The organism is Polycladidibacter hongkongensis, assembly GCF_001561995.1.
Taxonomy (GTDB): domain Bacteria; phylum Pseudomonadota; class Alphaproteobacteria; order Rhizobiales; family Stappiaceae; genus Pseudovibrio; species Pseudovibrio hongkongensis.
In genome coordinates this window covers 237084-254763 of sequence record NZ_LLWC01000024.1, presented here as the reverse complement: position 1 = coordinate 254763, position 17680 = coordinate 237084, and the positions used below count along the sequence as shown (strand labels likewise).

At 52.9% G+C, this 17680-nt stretch carries 14 protein-coding genes; 2 read left to right on the top strand and 12 right to left on the bottom strand.

Going from position 1 to position 17680, the window contains the following annotated elements:
* Positions 1 to 9 precede the first annotated feature (9 nt).
* The 9 genes from bamA to rpsB form a co-directional block, all read right to left on the bottom strand.
* The gene (gene bamA / locus AYK82_RS12690; protein WP_068316353.1) at positions 10 to 2385 is read right to left on the bottom strand and encodes an outer membrane protein assembly factor BamA; all 2376 of its coding nucleotides are present in this window, start codon (positions 2383 to 2385) and stop codon (positions 10 to 12) included.
* Between the two features lie 166 nt (positions 2386 to 2551).
* On the bottom strand, positions 2552 to 3688 hold the full coding sequence (rseP, locus tag AYK82_RS12685; RefSeq protein WP_068316350.1) for an RIP metalloprotease RseP: 1137 nt from the start codon (positions 3686 to 3688) through the stop codon (positions 2552 to 2554).
* Between the two features lie 131 nt (positions 3689 to 3819).
* A complete protein-coding gene (gene dxr, locus AYK82_RS12680) occupies positions 3820 to 4998 on the bottom strand; it encodes a 1-deoxy-D-xylulose-5-phosphate reductoisomerase (protein WP_068316347.1) in 1179 nt (392 codons plus the stop codon).
* Positions 4999 to 5033: 35 nt separating this feature from the next.
* On the bottom strand, positions 5034 to 5933 hold the full coding sequence (locus AYK82_RS12675; RefSeq protein ID WP_068316344.1) for a phosphatidate cytidylyltransferase: 900 nt from the start codon (positions 5931 to 5933) through the stop codon (positions 5034 to 5036).
* The gene (locus tag AYK82_RS12670) at positions 5930 to 6700 is read right to left on the bottom strand and encodes an isoprenyl transferase (RefSeq protein WP_068316467.1); all 771 of its coding nucleotides are present in this window, start codon (positions 6698 to 6700) and stop codon (positions 5930 to 5932) included. The genes AYK82_RS12675 and AYK82_RS12670 overlap by 4 nt, the downstream gene beginning before the upstream one ends.
* 24 nt (positions 6701 to 6724) lie before the next feature.
* Positions 6725 to 7282, bottom strand: a complete 558-nt coding sequence (gene frr / locus AYK82_RS12665) for a ribosome recycling factor (protein ID WP_068316341.1) — start codon at positions 7280 to 7282, stop codon at positions 6725 to 6727.
* An 81-nt stretch (positions 7283 to 7363) separates the two neighbouring features.
* Positions 7364 to 8083: a UMP kinase gene (gene pyrH, locus AYK82_RS12660; RefSeq protein WP_068316339.1), complete on the bottom strand. Its 720-nt coding sequence runs from the start codon at positions 8081 to 8083 to the stop codon at positions 7364 to 7366.
* 67 nt (positions 8084 to 8150) lie between these two features.
* Positions 8151 to 9074, bottom strand: coding sequence for a translation elongation factor Ts (gene tsf, locus AYK82_RS12655; protein WP_068316338.1), 924 nt, complete (start codon positions 9072 to 9074; stop codon positions 8151 to 8153).
* Between the two features lie 183 nt (positions 9075 to 9257).
* Positions 9258 to 10046: a 30S ribosomal protein S2 gene (gene rpsB, locus AYK82_RS12650; RefSeq protein ID WP_068316336.1), complete on the bottom strand. Its 789-nt coding sequence runs from the start codon at positions 10044 to 10046 to the stop codon at positions 9258 to 9260.
* A 297-nt stretch (positions 10047 to 10343) separates the two neighbouring features.
* Between rpsB and AYK82_RS12645 the strand changes: the two genes are divergently transcribed.
* Complete coding sequence (locus tag AYK82_RS12645; RefSeq protein WP_068316334.1) at positions 10344 to 10946, top strand: DUF4410 domain-containing protein; 603 nt, start codon at positions 10344 to 10346, stop codon at positions 10944 to 10946.
* Between the two features lie 80 nt (positions 10947 to 11026).
* A complete protein-coding gene (locus AYK82_RS12640) occupies positions 11027 to 11722 on the top strand; it encodes a hypothetical protein (protein ID WP_068316332.1) in 696 nt (231 codons plus the stop codon).
* A gap of 126 nt (positions 11723 to 11848) precedes the next feature.
* Here AYK82_RS12640 and dnaE read toward each other — a convergent pair whose 3' ends face one another.
* The 3 genes from dnaE to AYK82_RS12625 form a co-directional block, all read right to left on the bottom strand.
* Positions 11849 to 15286, bottom strand: a complete 3438-nt coding sequence (gene dnaE, locus AYK82_RS12635; RefSeq protein ID WP_068316330.1) for a DNA polymerase III subunit alpha — start codon at positions 15284 to 15286, stop codon at positions 11849 to 11851.
* A gap of 306 nt (positions 15287 to 15592) precedes the next feature.
* Positions 15593 to 16312 carry an ABC transporter ATP-binding protein gene (locus AYK82_RS12630; RefSeq protein WP_068316327.1) on the bottom strand — a complete coding sequence of 240 codons (720 nt, stop codon included), beginning with the start codon at positions 16310 to 16312 and terminating at the stop codon, positions 15593 to 15595.
* A gap of 2 nt (positions 16313 to 16314) precedes the next feature.
* Positions 16315 to 17601 carry a lipoprotein-releasing ABC transporter permease subunit gene (locus tag AYK82_RS12625; protein ID WP_068316324.1) on the bottom strand — a complete coding sequence of 429 codons (1287 nt, stop codon included), beginning with the start codon at positions 17599 to 17601 and terminating at the stop codon, positions 16315 to 16317.
* Between the last annotated feature and the right edge of the window lie 79 nt (positions 17602 to 17680).

Below are 17680 nucleotides of genomic sequence, written 5' to 3'. Positions count from 1 at the left end.
ACCGGCAGATTAGAAGCGTGTACCACCGCCAAGCTTAAAGATCTGCGTTTCATCGACATCGTCCTTAACAAGCGGCCATGCAAAGTCTGCACGCAGTGGGCCAAACGGCGACTGCCAAAGCACACCAACACCAACCGAGGCACGGACATTGAAGTCTTCAGACTTGATCTTGGAGTCATCTGCAACAACAGCTTTTGCCAAGTCGCCATCAACACCCCACAGCGAACCAGCATCAGCAAATACCGCACCGGAAAGACCAAGCTCCTCTGGGAACACAGGGAATGGGAACGTGCCTTCCACAGTCGCAGCTACGTAGTAGGTACCACCCAGCGCTTCACCGTTTTCATCGCGCGGTCCATAGCCATTGGTCTTAAAGCCACGAATTTTCGAGCTATCAGCTTGGAACTGGTCAGACACCCGCAAGCGATTGCCCCATGCGGAAACGTAGCCACCAGACGCCTTGACCATCCCTACAAGACCCCATGACGGCATAATTTCTTTGTAGGTCCGCGCCTCTACTTCACCGCGTAGATACTGCGAGTCGCCACCAACACCGGAAACTTCCTGAGTAGCCTTAGCGTAGAAGCCTTCACTTGGGCTGAACATATTGTCCAGCGTGTTGTAAACCAGCGAGGTGCCGACGGTAGACGTCAGATATTTACCAAGCGAGTCACACACCGCGGCAGATACGCCCTTGTCATCACAATCGTCCTTAGTCGGATTGTTCGGCAAGTCAGAGCGGGTCAAATCACGCTGATACAACTTATAGAACAAGTTCAGCGTCAACTCTTCTTCGCGCAGTGGCAAACCAAAGTTGATACCGCCACCAGTCGTGGTTTCTGCATAAGACCGGCTGGACGTTTTCTTCTTGTTGCGGCGATAGATATCAAAGCCTGCTGAAATACGGCGGTTCATAAAGAATGGTTCTACGAACTTGAACTCATATTTCTGGTTATCAGTACCACCACCCACAGCTGCACGCACAAACTGGCCGCGGCCGAGGAAGTTTTTCTCGGTTATAGACAGATCGCCGATGACACCGTCAGATGTGGAGTACCCGACACCAAAGGAGATTTCACCGGTTGGCTGCTCTTCAACATCCACATTGATAATAACGCGATCAGGGGCCGAACCCTGCTGGCGGGTAATACGAACGTTTTTGAAGTAACGGGTATTAACCAAACGACGCTCAGCTTTATCTAGCAGAACGCGGCTGTACGCATCACCTTCAGCCAGATCAAACTCGCGGCGAATAACATATTCGCGCGTCCGATCATTACCGCGAATATTAATCCGCTCTACATAAACTCGAGGACCTTCCTCGATGTAGTAGGTGATAGACACGGTTTTGGCATCATAGTCCCGCTCACCACGCGGGCGAACCTGCGCAAAGGCGAAGCCGGACTTGGACACTTCAACAGTTAAGTCTTCCAGCGTCTTCTCAACTTCAAGTGAATTGTAGGTCTCTCCACTTTTTGTGCGAACAACACCCTCAAGTGAAGCAGGATCCACCGCCGACAGCGAGCTATCGATATTGATATCACCGAAGCTGTACTTGTCACCCTCATCCACTGTGAAGGTTACGTAGAAGATATTTTGCTCGCGATCCAGATCCGCAACAGCTGAGACAATGCGGAAATCCGCATAGCCGTGCTGATAGTAGAACTGACGCAGCAATTCCTTATCAACTTCCAAGCGATCTGGATCATATACGTCTGTCGTACGCAGCCAGCTCAAAAAGCCCGACTCACGGGTCTTGATCTGCTCACGCAAACGGCTATCGGAAAACTCTTTATTACCGATAAAACTGATACGGGAAACGCCGGTCTTATCACCCTCTTCGATCTCAAAGACCAGATCAACACGATTGTTGTCACGCTCGATAAGCTTCGGCTCGACAGACGCCTGATAGCGGCCGGAGCGGCGATAAGCTTCAAGAATGTTCTGCACATCGCTTTGAACACGAGCCTGTGTCATCATGGAGCGCTCGGTCGAACGGACCACACCCTTCAGCGCCTTGTCTTTGATGCGGCTATTGCCTTCAAAAGACACACGGCCAATCACAGGGTTCTCAACCACATTTACAACGAGGGTACTACCTTTTTGCGCGATTGTTACATCGGCAAACAACCCGGTCGCATACAGCGTGGTCAAGCTCTCATCGATGTCAAAGGCACCAAAACTCTTACCAGGGCGAATGGTCATATAGCCACGAACGGTATCCGGCTCGATACGCGTCGCCCCATTAACCACAATCTTATTCACCACCGCAGCGGCCACCTGCTCGGCACCGATCAACGGAATATTTGTCGCCAGCACTGCTCCCGGGGCCGCGACGGCCATCGCCAGAAGAGAGACGCGAGACAGGTTCTTAAATGACTGCATAGGTCTGCTATGCCTTTATTCTTGGCCCGAACTGTTATTTTTACAGCCCTAGGTTATGGATAGAATCTGAAACACCTTGGAACTTTGTACAAGGATTTACGCTGAAAGCAACCTTGAGGCAGCAAAATCACCGTAAAATCCACGCGCACTCACAACCTTAAGTCGTTTAGGGGCCAATCAGCGCCGCCAAATCATTCCATGATGCGAAAATCATCAGGAACAACACTAAGGTGATTCCGATACGGAAGCCAATCTCTTGAATTCGTTCATCAAGTGGTTTTCCGCGTACCGCCTCGTAAGCATAAAACATCAAATGCCCCCCATCGAGCACCGGCACCGGCAGCAAATTCAGCAAACCGATACTCACCGACAGCACCGCGCACAGGTTCAACAGCGGCAAAAAGCCCAAGGAAGCCACCTGCCCAGAGATCTGCGCCACCCGGATAGGCCCACCCAGCTGTGACGTATCCTCCTTACCGGTAAACATATCGCCGATATAGCCACCCGTGCGAGCAATCACGAACCACGTTTCTTTGACACCGCCCACCACGGCCTCGCCAAGGCCATACTGCCGATGCACCAATTGCTCGGCCGTAGTCGAGCGCTGCACGCCGAGTTGCCCGACACTGGTCTTGTTGCCAAATCGGTCACTAACTTCCGTGCGGCGCGGCGTTACTTCCAACCCGACAAGCTCACCATTCCGCTCCACTTCCATTTGCAAAGCCTGCCCCGCGCTGGCCGAGACAATCCTTTGCAGCTGGGAAAAGCTGTCTATTGCCTCTCCGTCAATCCGTACAATCAGATCACCAGCCGCTAGCCCCGCTTCCTGTGCGGCTGTGTTGGGCATCACCTTATCGACATAAGGTGCTGTCTCCATACGTCCGAAGAAAAACAACATGCTTGCAAAGATAACAATCGCCAGCAGAAAATTGGCGAACGGCCCGGCTGCCACCACAAGCGCGCGCTGCCACACCGGCTTGGCAAAAAATGCGGTGCGCCGCGTCTGTTCATCCATCTTCGCAATATCTTCTCGACTTGGCATGCTCGCCGCATTCTCGTCACCGGCAAACTTGACATAGCCCCCAAGCGGAATTGCACAGAGTTTCCACCGCGTGCCCAGCTTGTCATTTCGGCCAATGAGCTCAGGCCCAAACCCCACCGAAAACGTCAAAACTTTAACACCACAGCGCCGCGCAACCCAGAAGTGCCCGAGTTCGTGGAAAAACACCACCACGGTCAAAACAAACAGGAAAGGCAGAATGACCCCGAGCGGTCCGGCCAGATAGAAGTCAAACACGTTCATCAGTCCATTTCCTCTTAACCGGCCTTAATGCTCAGCAAGGCACACATAGTCTTGTTTAAAACAATCATTCGGGCAACCCGCAACTTCCGGCGGGACATACAGCATATTGTAGCCTGCCCCAAACAACACAGCTACCTGCCCGTGTTTGCAATATATTCACCGGCAAGTTTACGAACTTCTCCATCAAGTCCCAACACATCCTCTAGGCGCTCAGGCTGAACCAGCATCTGCCGTTTATCAAGCACGTTCAGCACATGTTCGATACAATCCACGATCCGTAAAAAGCCAATCTGACCTTGAAGGAAAGCTGCAACAGCGACTTCATCCGCCCCATTGTAGGCGGTTCCGGCGCCATCGCCCAATTGCGCCACCTGCCGCGCCAAAGCAAGCGCTGGAAAGCGGCTCTCATCGGGCGCCTCGAAGGTCATCTGGCCTATTTGCGCCAGATCCAGCCGTTGCGCAGGCACCTGCCCACGCTGAGGGTAATTTAAACAGTAGCTAATAGGGATCCGCATATCAGGCGTACCCAACTGCGCCAGCATTGACCCATCGCGATACTGCACCATTGAATGAATAAGCGATTGCGGATGTACCAAAACCTCCACCTGCTCCACACTAACCGGAAACAGGTGCAGCGCCTCGATAAACTCCAGTCCCTTGTTGACCATCGTCGCGCTATCAATAGAGATCCGCTGGCCCATGTCCCAGTTGGGATGCTTCAAGGCTTGCGCGGGCGTCACATCGGCCATTTGCGCCCGCTCCAGAGTTCGGAACGGTCCGCCTGAAGCGGTGAGCACCAGCTTCTCAACCGCCGCTTCATTGCGCCCTTCAAAAACCTGAAAAATCGCATTGTGCTCTGAATCAACCGGCAACAACGGCTTACCGGCTTTGCACAGGGCCGCTTTCACCAAATGTCCTGCACACACCAAAGATTCTTTGTTGGCCAGCGCCACCTGCACCCCGGCCCCCAACGCGCATAGCGTCGGTTCCAGTCCGGCAGCGCCAACAAGAGCACTCACCATCAAATCTACAGGCCGCGCCGCCGCCTCCAGCACAGCCCCGCGCCCACCGGCAACCTCGATACCACTACCTGCAAGCGCCTCTTGCAGCGAAGGAAGCAAGCTCTCATCGCCAATCACCGCAAGCTTTGCATGACATGCCAACGCCTGCTCGGCCAACAACGCTACATTGCGATAGGCAACCAAAGTATCAACAGCAAAAAACTCGCGGTCACGCTGCAGCAAGTCAATACTGCTGCAGCCAATCGAGCCTGTCGAACCAAATAGAGAGATTATCCGTTGCTGCGCCATGCCGTTCCTTTACCCTAAAAGCGATAAATTATGGGCTAAAACAACTGCAGCAGCGCTGCACCCGGCGCGCCCAACGCCCCGCCAAGCAGAACCGCCAGCACATAAGCGGCAACACTGGCAGCCACCAACCCGTCAATCCGATCCAGCATACCGCCATGGCCGGGGATTAAGTGACTGGAATCTTTTACGCCAAAGCGTCGTTTAAGGGCCGATTCAAACAAGTCCCCCCCTTGGGAAAGTGCAGAGAGCAGCGCCCCAAGCAAAAACGCACCAATACCTGCATCAGGCAGCACCAGCCAAGCGGCAACAAGCCCGCCCAAAGAGCCCAGAAGCAAGCCACCAAGCGCCCCGCTCCAGGTTTTTCCGGGGGAAATAGCAGGCCACAGTTTTGGCCCGCCAAGAGAACGCCCAACGATATAAGCCCCCACATCGGTCACCCAAACCACAACCATCAGGTAAAACACAAGCCCCAAACCATGGTCGCTCATGCGCAGGGTATAAATGGAAACCAGCGCCAGCGCGGCGTAGACAAACCCCTCGCCAAACCAGCGCCCGACGCGGTTAATCCCCGCACTCATCCCCACGACAATCGTGCCTGCCGCAACGAGGCCAAGCGCCTCCTGCGCCCGCCCAAAGTAAAGCAACGCCGCAACAACCACCAGCAGCCCATAACCGAACAAAGAAGCCAGTGAACGCCGCGAGACACCAATTATCGCGCTCCACTCCCAAAAACAAAGCCCGGCAGCCACAAGCGCCAATAGCAAAAACCAAAGACCACCAGCCCAAAGTGCAAACAATGCAACCGGCAGCAAAGCAATTGCCGACCCAGCCCGCAGCAGAAAATCCGGATAGGCCCGCAAGAAACGGCCCACAACACCGGTTCCGCGGCCATCATCGCCATCACCACCGCCCGGCGCTTTGTCTTGCTTTGTCATGGTCCAACCTTGGCTGTCAGCCCGCCAAATCGCCGCTCGCGCGCCCCAAAGGCGGCCAGAGCATCGTCAAAGGCAGCAGCATCAAAATCAGGCCACGCCAGCGGGGTAAAATAGAATTCAGAATATGCAGCCTGCCACAACAAAAAGTTGGAGAGCCGCTGTTCGCCACTTGTGCGAATTATTAAATCCGGGTCAGGCATACCGCCCGTATCCAGCGCCTGCGAGATCATCTCTTCATCGATACTCTCTACCGAGCGCGCACCCGCACTCACTTCCGCGGTGAGCTTTTGTACAGCACGAACAATCTCCGCCCGCGCTCCGTAGTTAAAGGCAACTTGCAACACCATTCCGGTGCAGGCCTCTGTTGCGCTTTCCGCCTCCTGCAGCACCCGCAGCAATTCATCAGGCAAATTGTGGCGACAGCCGATAATGCGCACGCGCACATCAGCCTCGCGCAGCTTCATCAAATCCTGCCGAATAAACCGCTTCAACAAGGAGAGCAAGAACTGCACCTCGCTTGCCGGGCGGCTCCAGTTTTCAGAGGAAAAACTAAACAAGGTGAGATAGCCCACTCCTTGTTCTTGCGCCCGCTTTACAATTTCGCGCACGGTCTTCACCCCGCGCCGATGCCCTTCTGTTCTGGGCAACCCCCGGCGCGAGGCCCATCGGCCATTGCCATCCATGATAATCGCCACATGCCGAGGCACAGCACCCTCTGCAACTTCTTGCAAATCCTGCTGTACAAATATCTCGACTGGATCAACCATGAATGCCATACCTGTCTTCAAGCATTAAACTTGCTTGATTTCCTGCTCTTTTTTAGCCAGCACGTCATCCACTTGCTTGATAAAGTCATCGGTCATTTTCTGCACTTTATCCTGCGCGCCATGGCTCTCGTCTTCACCCATGTCGCCAGCTTTTTCGAGCTTTTTGATGGCGTCCATGCCATCACGGCGCACATGCCGGATCGCAACCTTGCCGTTTTCCGCATATTTATGCGCAACCTTAACAAGTTCCAGACGACGCTCTTCATTGAGCTCTGGAATTGGTAGGCGCAGCACCTGCCCATCAACCACCGGATTAATGCCAAGGCTGGATTCACGAATCGCTTTTTCAGTGGCAGCAACCATGGAACGATCCCATACCTGCACAGAAACCATGCGCGGTTCAGGCACTGAAACGGTTGCCACCTGATTGATCGGCATCGGCGAGCCGTAGGCATCCACGGTAATCGTGTCCAGCATGCTTGCCGAAGCACGACCGGTACGCAGGCCGGAAAACTCGGTTTTAAGAGCGTTGATTGCGCCGCTCATACGGCGTTCTAGATCAGCAAAATCCAGCTCAGACATAATATCCTCTTTCAAACTAGGGCGGGCGCAGCGCAACAGCGCTAATCGCACCGCCTGAGGCAGAACAATCGCATTGCGCGATTAATCTTCAATCACCGTAAACAGGCCCTGCCCGCGCAACACATTCACAAGCGCACCTGAGGTATGGATGGAGAAAACAACTACAGGAATAGCATTGTCACGGGCAAGGGCAATTGCCGTCGCATCCATCACTTTCAGCCCTTTTTCAAGAACTTCCCCCGGAGTCAGCGTCTCAAAACGGGTAGCATCAGGCACCAGCTTCGGATCAGCATTGTAAACACCATCCACCTGTGTGCCTTTCAAGAAGGCATTGCACTGCATTTCTGCCGCCCGCAACGCCGCACCGGAATCGGTTGTGAAGAACGGGTTACCCGTACCACCGGCAAACAGGATGACATCCCCATCTTCCATGTAGCGCTCAGCCCCGCGCTGAGTAAATGTCTCGCAAATGGAAGGCACCGGCACAGCGGACAGCACGCGGGCTTGAATACCATTGCGGCGCAGTGCATCAGCAAGTGTGAGCGAATTCATTATTGTGGCGAGCATACCCATATGGTCACCGGTTACCCGGTTGCCACCCTTGGCTGCCACTGCCACACCGCGGAAGATGTTACCACCTCCCACAACAATACCGAACTGCGCCCCGAGGCGTACCGCCTCAGCGATTTCTTCCGCGACACGTTCAACCACCTTCGGATCGATCCCGAAGTTTTGGTCTCCCATCAATGCCTCACCCGAGAGTTTCAGCAAAACGCGTTTCCAGCGAAGATCCTGAGACATTCTTCAATCCTCTTAGCAAAGTCCAGATACAATAAGGGCGCCGATTGGAATCGGCGCCCCTAAAAAATTAGTTACCGGCAGCAGCTGCAACTTCAGCAGCGAAGTCGGTTTCTTCTTTTTCGATGCCCTCACCCAGAGCAAAGCGAACAAAGCCAGCCAGCTTTATTTCGGTGCCAGCGTCTTTTGCAGCTTCTTCAACAGCCTGCTCAACAGTCAGGTCTGGGTTGATAACGAAGCTCTGTTTTACAAGGGTAACTTCCTCGTAGAACTTGCGCAGACGACCTTCAACCATCTTCTCGATGATGTTTTCAGGCTTACCGGATTCGCGGGCCTGCTCCATGTAAACGGTACGCTCGCGCTCTACAGCAGCAGGATCCAGCTCTTCGGTGTTCAGCGCCATTGGGTTGGTCGCCGCCACGTGCATTGCGACCTGACGACCCAGCGCCTGCAACTTGTCAGCATCACCAGCAGATTCCAGCGCAACAAGCACACCGATCTTGCCAAGGCCTTCAGCCGCAGCAGAGTGAACGTATGAAGCAACAACGCCTTTTTCAACAGCAAGACGAGCGGAACGACGCAGGGTCATGTTCTCGCCAATGGTTGCAACAGCGTCCTTGATCTCTTCTTCAACATTCTTTTCAGAACCCGGGAACGGAGCAGCTTTCAGCGCTTCAACGTCACCCTCAAGACCAACAGCAACACCAGCAACGTCCTGAACCAGTTTCTGGAACACTTCGTTACGGGCAACAAAGTCGGTTTCGGAGTTCAGCTCGATAACAGCAGCAACATTGCCGTTAGCAGCAACACCAACCAGACCGTCAGCAGCCACACGGCCAGCTTTCTTGGCAGCCTTAGCAAGGCCCTTGGTGCGCAGCCAATCGATAGCTGCTTCCATATCGCCGCCTGTTTCTTTCAGGGCAGCTTTACAATCCATCATGCCTGCACCGCTGGTTTCGCGGAGCTCTTTAACCATAGCAGCAGTAATGCTCATCGGAACGCCTCTTGGACGGAAGTTGTGAAAAACGAATAGCGCGGCAAACACCGACTTCCAAAGGGGTTTACCGTCTTGTCACATCGAAAATGTGACGGCCCTTTCGCAAATCACGAAAAACGCCGTCACAAATCCTTTAGTGGTGCGACCTATGGATCACTCCAAGGTCGGCAGCAAACAAGCTTAACCTTCAGCCTGCGCTTCGCCAGCGGCTTCTTCTGCCAGGGCAGGCTCTTCCAGGACTTCCTCAGAAGCACCCAGATCAGCACCCATACTACCTTGCGCACGTGCAATACCATCAATGGCAGCGCGGGCGATCAGGTCACAGTAAAGCGCAATCGCGCGGCCAGCATCGTCGTTCCCAGGAACTGGGAAGGTGATGCCATCTGGATCACAGTTGGAATCCAGAATTGCAGCAACAGGAATGTTCAAGCGACGTGCTTCCTGAATTGCAATTGCTTCGCGGTTGGTATCGATGATGAAGATCAGGTCAGGAATACCGCCCATGTCCTTGATACCGCCAAGGTTGCGCTCGAGTTTCTCGCGCTCGCGGTCAAGGAACAGACGTTCCTTCTTGGTCATACGGTTTGCTTCACCGCCTTCAAGCAGTGCTTCAACTTTGCGCAGACGCTGAATAGACTGGGAGATGGTCTTCCAGTTGGTCAGCATACCACCCAGCCAACGTGCATTGACGTAGTACTGAGCAGAACGACGAGCTGCATCGGCAACAGCTTCCTGAGCCTGACGCTTGGTGCCAACCAACAGCACGCGGCCACCGCCGGCAACAGTGTCAGAAACTGTTTTCAGTGCTTGGTGCAGCAAAGGAACAGTCTGACCAAGGTCAAGAATGTGGATGTTGTTGCGAACGCCAAAGATGTAGTTGTTCATCTTTGGATTCCAGCGGTGCTTCTGGTGACCGAAGTGGACACCGGCTTCCAGCAGCTGGCGCATAGTGAAATCAGGCAATGCCATGACCGTTAACTCCTTGATTTTCCGGTTTATACCTCCGCAGGGGAACAGCTGTCGCTGCGCCTTTACCGGATGGGCGCGTCCATAAAGACACACCCGCCCCTGCGTGTGGGATGAGGGCCTTATAGAGACCCCATCAAAAAAATTCAAGCTCTCATGAAAACAAGATCAACAAGCACAATCCACGCGACCAAAAAATTCCCGCATAGAGAGCATTATAATGCAACATAATTTAGAGTTGCAAAATAATTAACAAAACCCTAAAGCAGCGGAGGGAGAATTTAATAAGGAATTCATACTATGAACAACACTCTTTTGGTTGAACGGGTAATAAAGTTTCTCGCAGTTCTTTCTTTCACTGCGCTTGCCGCCTGCGGTACAACCTCCAAGCTGCAATCCGTTTCTGGCAAGAATAAATCAGACACTGATTTGCGCGCCTATGAAACAGTGCTGATCAAAGACTTTGATTTTTCTGAAGCTAAAATCGACAATGATCCCGAAGAAATGCGGCATGTGGGCAAAAGCTTCGCCAAGCATATCTACAACAACACCCGCAGCACCCACGCCTTTACCAAGGTTGTGCGCATTGGTCTAAATGCCAACGCGAAAACCCTCGCCCGCAAATACAAAGGCAACGTTGCGCTGGTCTCTGGTGCAATCACCGAATTTGAAGACGGGAGCGCGCTGGCACGAGCAATGATCGGTTTCGGAGCTGGTTCTTCTCACTTTGATGCAGACGTGAACGTGAGTGACGCCAAGACAGGTGCAAACCTAGGCAAAATCAAAGTAGACAAAACCAGCTGGGTCCTCGGTGGCGCCATTGCAGCCGCGCAGGATGCTCGCTCGTTTATTCCACCAGTAGCTAAGAAAATTGCAAAGTCTCTAGCTAAATCAAAGCAGTAATTAATCAATTTAAGCGCTGCAGCCAGCAACTATGAACTCTCATAAATGGTTGCGCGCTAAGTCTATTGAAAGAGCACTCAATGAAACAGCACTTGACAAAAATCGCTTTATCAGCGGCCATCGCCTTGGTCATGACTGGCTGTATGAAAACGGTAAAACTAAACTCGGAAAGCCAACAAAAGCTCTCCACTGGCCCAATTATAGTCTTAGAAAACATGAGTTCAGATGAATTCCGAACCGATACGACCATGTATGGCGCAGGTCTCTTAGGCATGGCCATTGTCGGTGCAGTCAACGCAGCATCTGGAACCTATGACGAACTAAGATCGGCCCCTCGCGCGACCGTTCCTCCTTTAACCTCCCTGCGCTCGCGTATTGTCGGCCATTTAAAGGCCAATAAAAACCTTAGATTTTCTGGTGTGAAGGAGGGACCTCTTTACACAAAAGATGTATTTGACTCAAAAAAACGTATCGAACAGCTCGCCCAATATGCCAAGCAAGTGGGCTACAAAGGTTACATCCTAGATATAGAGCCGGGAACTTACCTGTCGGATATGTCAGGAATCAGCGGTCTTGCTAACCTCAATTTCCAGTATAGTGCGTACGTGATCATCGCTTCCTCGGAAGGTGGAGAACCACTTGCCCAAGCACAGTGCATAGTTAAGAAGAGTCACGATTTGAGTGACTTCAGTAAAGCAGGAGTTGAGCTTGCAAACAAAACAGCTGCAGAGCTAGGCAAGCAATGCGCAGACCAAATAATCAAAGAGATCTTCTAAGATGCTTCAGGGGCGAGAAAACTCGCCCCTCTTCAAGTAGCCTCAAACCGTTCGCCTCTAATTGGAAATTGGATAAGACCCTAGAGAGGCTCAAGCATCCTGCCCAAAGCGCTTTACCGACATCATTCAGTGCATCTGCGTCTCAACCACCCCAGGCAAAGAGCGCAGCGCCCCTGCCAGCTGCGGCGAAAGTTGATAGCGGCCCGGCAAACGGACTTCCACCTCACGCTGACCACCATCCAGTATCAAAACACAGCTCACTTCCCCGTCACCGCCGCCGCATAACTGTCGGCGCAACACCTCAAGGGGCTGTGCCGAGCTCAAAAACACCCGCAGCGAGCGATGAATCCGTGACGCTACATTCTCCAGTGGCTCAACCTGTTGTATCCGTACACTAACCTCATCATCACGCATATCCGCCTGCACCAACAGCACTACAGATGCCCCAACCTGCAAACTATCGCGGTATTGACCAAGGGTTTCTGAGAACAGCAACGCCTCGTACTGTCCGGTTGGATCCGAAATGCGCACAATGCCCATCTGATTGCCGTTTCGGGTTTTGCGCTCCTGCATCGAAAGCACTGTACCCGCAAGCCGCCCTGCTGCCGCCCCGCCGCGCACAGAGTGCTCAAACTCCTTCCAAAGCTGCACGCGAAGCTTCTCGAACAACTCACGATACTCATCCAATGGGTGCGCCGAAATGTAAAACCCGACGCTTGCCATCTCGCGCTGCAGTTTCTCAGAGGGGAGCCAAGGATCAACAACAGGCAATATCAATGGCTCTGGGTCCCCGGCGCCACCAAACAATTCATCTTGACCCGAAAGCGCGTTGTCCTCTGTACGCTGCGCCATACCAGCAATACGATCAATACCAGCAATGACCTGCGCCCTATTTGGGTTAAGTTCGTCGAACGCACCAGCCGCCGCCAAATTCTCGATACAGCGCTTGTTAAGAACCTTCATTGAAATTCGGCTGGCAAAATCGGCAAGGTCGGCAAATGGGCATTCACCGCGCGCTTCAACGATGTGCTCAATCGCCGCTTCGCCGACACCTTTGATCGCCCCAAGCGCATAAACAATCGCTCCATCCTGAACATCAAAATGTACAAAAGAACGATTAATGGAAGGAGGCACAACCTCAATCCCCATACGCTGCGCTTCTTGACGAAAATCCCCGAGCTTATCGGTATTGCCAAGATCCAACGTCATGATACCGGCAAGAAACTCAACTGGGTAATTCGCTTTCAGATAAGCCGTTTGGTAGGCGACAAGCGCATAAGCTGCCGCATGCGACTTGTTAAAACCATAATTGGCAAACTTCGCGACAAGATCATAGATCATCCCTGCCTGATCTTTATCAACGCCTTGTTCGACCGCTCCCTCTGTAAAGCGAGCACGCTGGATCTCCATCTCCGAAGCGATCTTCTTACCCATTGCGCGCCGCAACAAGTCCGCTTCACCTAGAGAATAACCAGAAAGTACCTGCGCAATCTGCATTACCTGCTCTTGGTATACAATAATGCCATTGGTCTCTTTGAGAATGGGCTCCAACAAAGGATGTAGGAAATCAGGCTCCTGCTCGCCATGCTTTACGGCATTATATATCGGTATATTGTCCATCGGACCGGGGCGATAAAGCGCCACCAAGGCCACCACATCTTCGAAACGGTCCGGCCGCATCCCAGCGATCGCCCGGCGCATGCCTTGGCTTTCCAACTGAAACACACCAACCGTCTCGCCTTTGGCAAGCAGCTCGTAGGTCTTCTTGTCATCAATGGGAATAGCGGCGATATCCACTTCCACCCCGCGCCGCCGAAGTAAATCAAGTCCAGTTTGGATAACGGTCAGTGTTTTAAGACCAAGGAAGTCGAATTTGACAAGTCCGGCCGCCTCCACCCACTTCATATTAAACTGAGCGACTGGCATATCCGAACGAGGATCGCGGTAAAGTGGAACCAGCTGCTCTAGCGGTCGATCCCCTATCACCACACCTGCAGCGTGAGTTGAAGCATGGCGATAAAGCCCCTCCAGCTTCTGCGCCATTTCAAGCAGACGCGCGACCACTTCCTCGTTGCGCGCCGCCTCCCGCAATCTTGGCTCTTGCTCTAGCGCCTCTTTTAAAGAGACTGGGGCTGCAGCAGTCCCGGGAACCAACTTGGACAAGCGATCAACTTGTCCATAAGGCATTTGCAACACACGCCCCACATCACGCAAAACCGCCTTAGCCTGCAATGTACCATAGGTGATAATCTGTGCGACCTGTTGATGGCCGTACTTCCGCTGCACATAGCGAATAACTTCTTCACGTCGATTCTGACAAAAGTCGATGTCAAAATCGGGCATAGAAACACGCTCTGGATTCAAAAACCGCTCAAACAGCAACGAGTAGCGCATCGGATCCAGATCCGTGATCGTCAGCGACCATGCTACCAAGGACCCTGCCCCGGACCCACGTCCAGGCCCAACGGGAATCTCTTGAGCCTTGGCCCACTTGATAAAGTCTGCAACAATCAGGAAGTAACCTGGAAACTTCATCCGCGTGATGATGCCAAGCTCATAGTCCAACCGCTCCCAATAATCCTTCTCCTCAAGCTCAGGAGCAAGACCATGTATCGCGAGACGCTGTTGCAAGCCTTCCTTGGCCTGCCGCGCCAGCTCCTCCGCCTCGGCTACCTCTGCTTCTTCGGCAGGCGCTTTGGCCCCGGTAAAGCGGGGCAAAATGGGATTGCGTTTTAGCGGGCGATAATGGCAGCGTCGCGCAATTTCAATCGTATTGTCGATAGCTTCTGGCACATCTTCAAACGCCTTGATCATTTCCCGCTGCGTCTTGAAACGAAACTCAGCGGTAAGCTGCCGCCGATCCGTCTCCACAAGAACTCTTCCCTCAGAGATTGCCAGTAAGGCGTCGTGAGCCTCAAAATAACTCTCATCGGGGAAAAAACACTCGTTGGTTGCCACCAACGGTAGCTCATGTGCGTAAGCAAGACGAAGCAGCTCTGGCTCCGCGACATCCTCAAGGTGCATACCATGGCGCTGCAATTCAACATACACCCGGTTATCAAAGCTCGCTCTCAGCTGCTTGAGCACAACCTCGGTAACTTCAGGATGATGCGCACAAATCGCCTTATTCAACGGACCAAGCAAACCACCTGTAAGCACTATCAGCCCGCCTGCCCTCTCGCACACTCTCGAAAACGGTACATTCGCCTTCAAACCGGGCTCAGTGTCTAAAAACGCGCGAGAACTCAAGTCCATTAAGTTCTCATAACCCTCTTCACTACAGGCCAATAACACTAAGTCGGCTAATGTGTCCTCATCGCCGCCCAAAGCGCCAATCTCGGAAAAGTCAACAGTCAATTGGCAGCCGATTATTGGCTGCACCCCCGCGCCGTACGCTTTTTCAGAAAATTCAAGCGCGCCGAATAAATTACCGCTATCGGCTATCGCAAGTGCAGGTTGTTCATCCTTACTCGCAAGATCTATGAGCCGCCCGAGAGGCAATGCTCCTTCAAGCAAAGAGTACGCACTATGGTTTCGCAGATGAACAAATGCCGATGCGGACATCAAGTAAGGACCCCATTTTAAGGCAATACAGCACTATTGTCCAAAGGCCAGTGCATCCGCCCATATTGTCAAACTCGTGCAGAATAGCAGAAACGCTGCATAGGCAACCACATCTCGCAGGAAAAGTCTCATAGCACCCCCATGATCACTGTATGTTCCCCTATAGTTCACTTTATTTCTTCAATTCGCAACCCTTGAACATTCAAGGATCGCATAAATCTCATTATATGGTTAAGAACATATAGAAAACAAAAAGGCCCGCAGGTCTATGACCAACGGGCCTCGTGGAGGAGTGAGATGCAGAGCCTATTTTAGTTCGACGATTTTCCCTTGCCTTAGGGTTATACGCCGATCCATGCGTTTGGCGAGCTCCATGTTATGGGTAGCGAGCAGTGCGCACACACCCGATGCGCGAACCAGCGCTTTAAGTGCATCAAATACATAGGAGGATGTCGTAGGGTCCAGATTTCCAGTAGGTTCATCAGCAAGCAGTACACGCGGGCCGTTGGCCACTGCACGGGCAATAGCAACCCTTTGCTGCTCACCACCTGATAGCTGCGCTGGCCGATGAGAAAGGCGTGCTCCTAGGCGCATGTATTCCAACAACTGCTTGGCCCGCTCTTCTGCCACGGCACGTTTCAGGCCAGCAATCATTTGTGGCAGTGCGACATTCTCCAGCGCTGAAAATTCGGGCAACAACTGGTGAAACTGATAAACGAACCCAATGTCCATCCGGCGTATTCTCGTACGCTCATTATCGCCCAAACCAGAGCATGCCTGCCCGCCGATGTAAACTTCGCCTTCGTCCGGACTATCCAGAAGTCCTGCCATATGCAAAAGCGTTGATTTACCTGCTCCCGATGGCGCCACAAGCGCCACAAGTTCGCCATTATACACATCAAGCTCAGCGCCTGACAAAATCTCCAGCCCCTGCCCCCCTTCAAAGTAGCGCTTCGCCACTCCGCGCAAAGACAAAGCAAGGTTCTCTTGGGGATTACCGGTCGCAACAGTCGAAACCTGTTCCATTGTCATTCATACCTCAGCGCGTCAACTGGATCCAGCTTCGCTGCACGCCACGCCGGGTACAAAGTAGCGAGCAGGCTAAGCACCAAGGCCATCAACACCACAAAGCCGGTTTCAAAACCATCCATCTCAGCAGGCAGCTTTGAGAGAAAATATAGCTCAGGTGAAAATAGCTCCGTCTGTGTCATCCATGAAATCGCCTGCCGAATGCTCTCAATATTCAGGCAAACCACAGTACCAAGCACAAATCCCGCAAAAGTTCCCACGGTACCTATACTCGCCCCGGTAATAACAAACACCCGTAACACCGCACCGCTTGTCGCTCCCATGGTTCGCAGAACTGCAATGTCCCTGCCCTTGTCCTTCACCAACATCGTCATTCCAGAAATGATATTAAGCGCTGCCACCAGCACGATCAGTGTCAGGATCAAAAACATAACATTGCGCTCAACCTCAAGCGCCGAAAAGAAAGTCATATTGCGCTGGCGCCAATCACTCACATAAACGGAACGTTCGCTCGCCTCTTCCACCTGCGCACGCAGCCCGCTCATATCGTCTGGATTTTCAGTATAGACTTCTATTCCAGTAGCTTGCTCTTCTTTGTTAAAGTAAAGCTGCGCCTCTTCAAACGGCATAAAAACAATTGACCCATCATATTCACTCATGCCAATTTCAAAGATTGCCACCACCGGATACGCCTTAATGCGCGGTGCAACACCCATCGGAGTAACACTCCCACGCGGCGAAATTACCCGGATCTGATCACCAACCGCAACCCCGAGTTGACGCGCCAGTCGCGTGCCAACAGCAATACCGTCGCTACTATCAAACCCATTTAGAGTGCCGCTCTTGATATTTCCAGAAACCAATGGCAACTGATCAAGGTCAGCCTGCGACACTCCGCGAAACAACGCACCCAGATCAGCTCCGGGGCCCGAGACCATCGCCTGCCCCTCAACAAACGGCATCGCAAATGTCACCCGCTCGATGCCTGAGATCCGTTTGGCAACGTCTTTGTAATCGGTTAACGGCCCATCAATCGGCTGCACCAACACATGCCCGTTGATGCCGAGTATCTTGGAAAGCAACTCAGTGCGAAAGCCGTTCATCACCGCCATTACAATGATCAAGGTTGCCACACCAAGCATTATCCCAACAAAAGACAAGCCGGCAATCACCGAAACCACGGTTTCTTTGCGGCGCGAGCGCAAATATCGCCCTGCCAGCATCCATTCAAAAGCCGCAAAAGGGCGCACCTGCCGTTTGCTGTCTATGGTTTCTCTTGCGTGCATATCGCCCCCGCAACGGGAAAAGGCCCGATTTCCTAAATGCGAGGGGCGTGCTGCCACGTCAGCTGCACGCCCCTCGCCT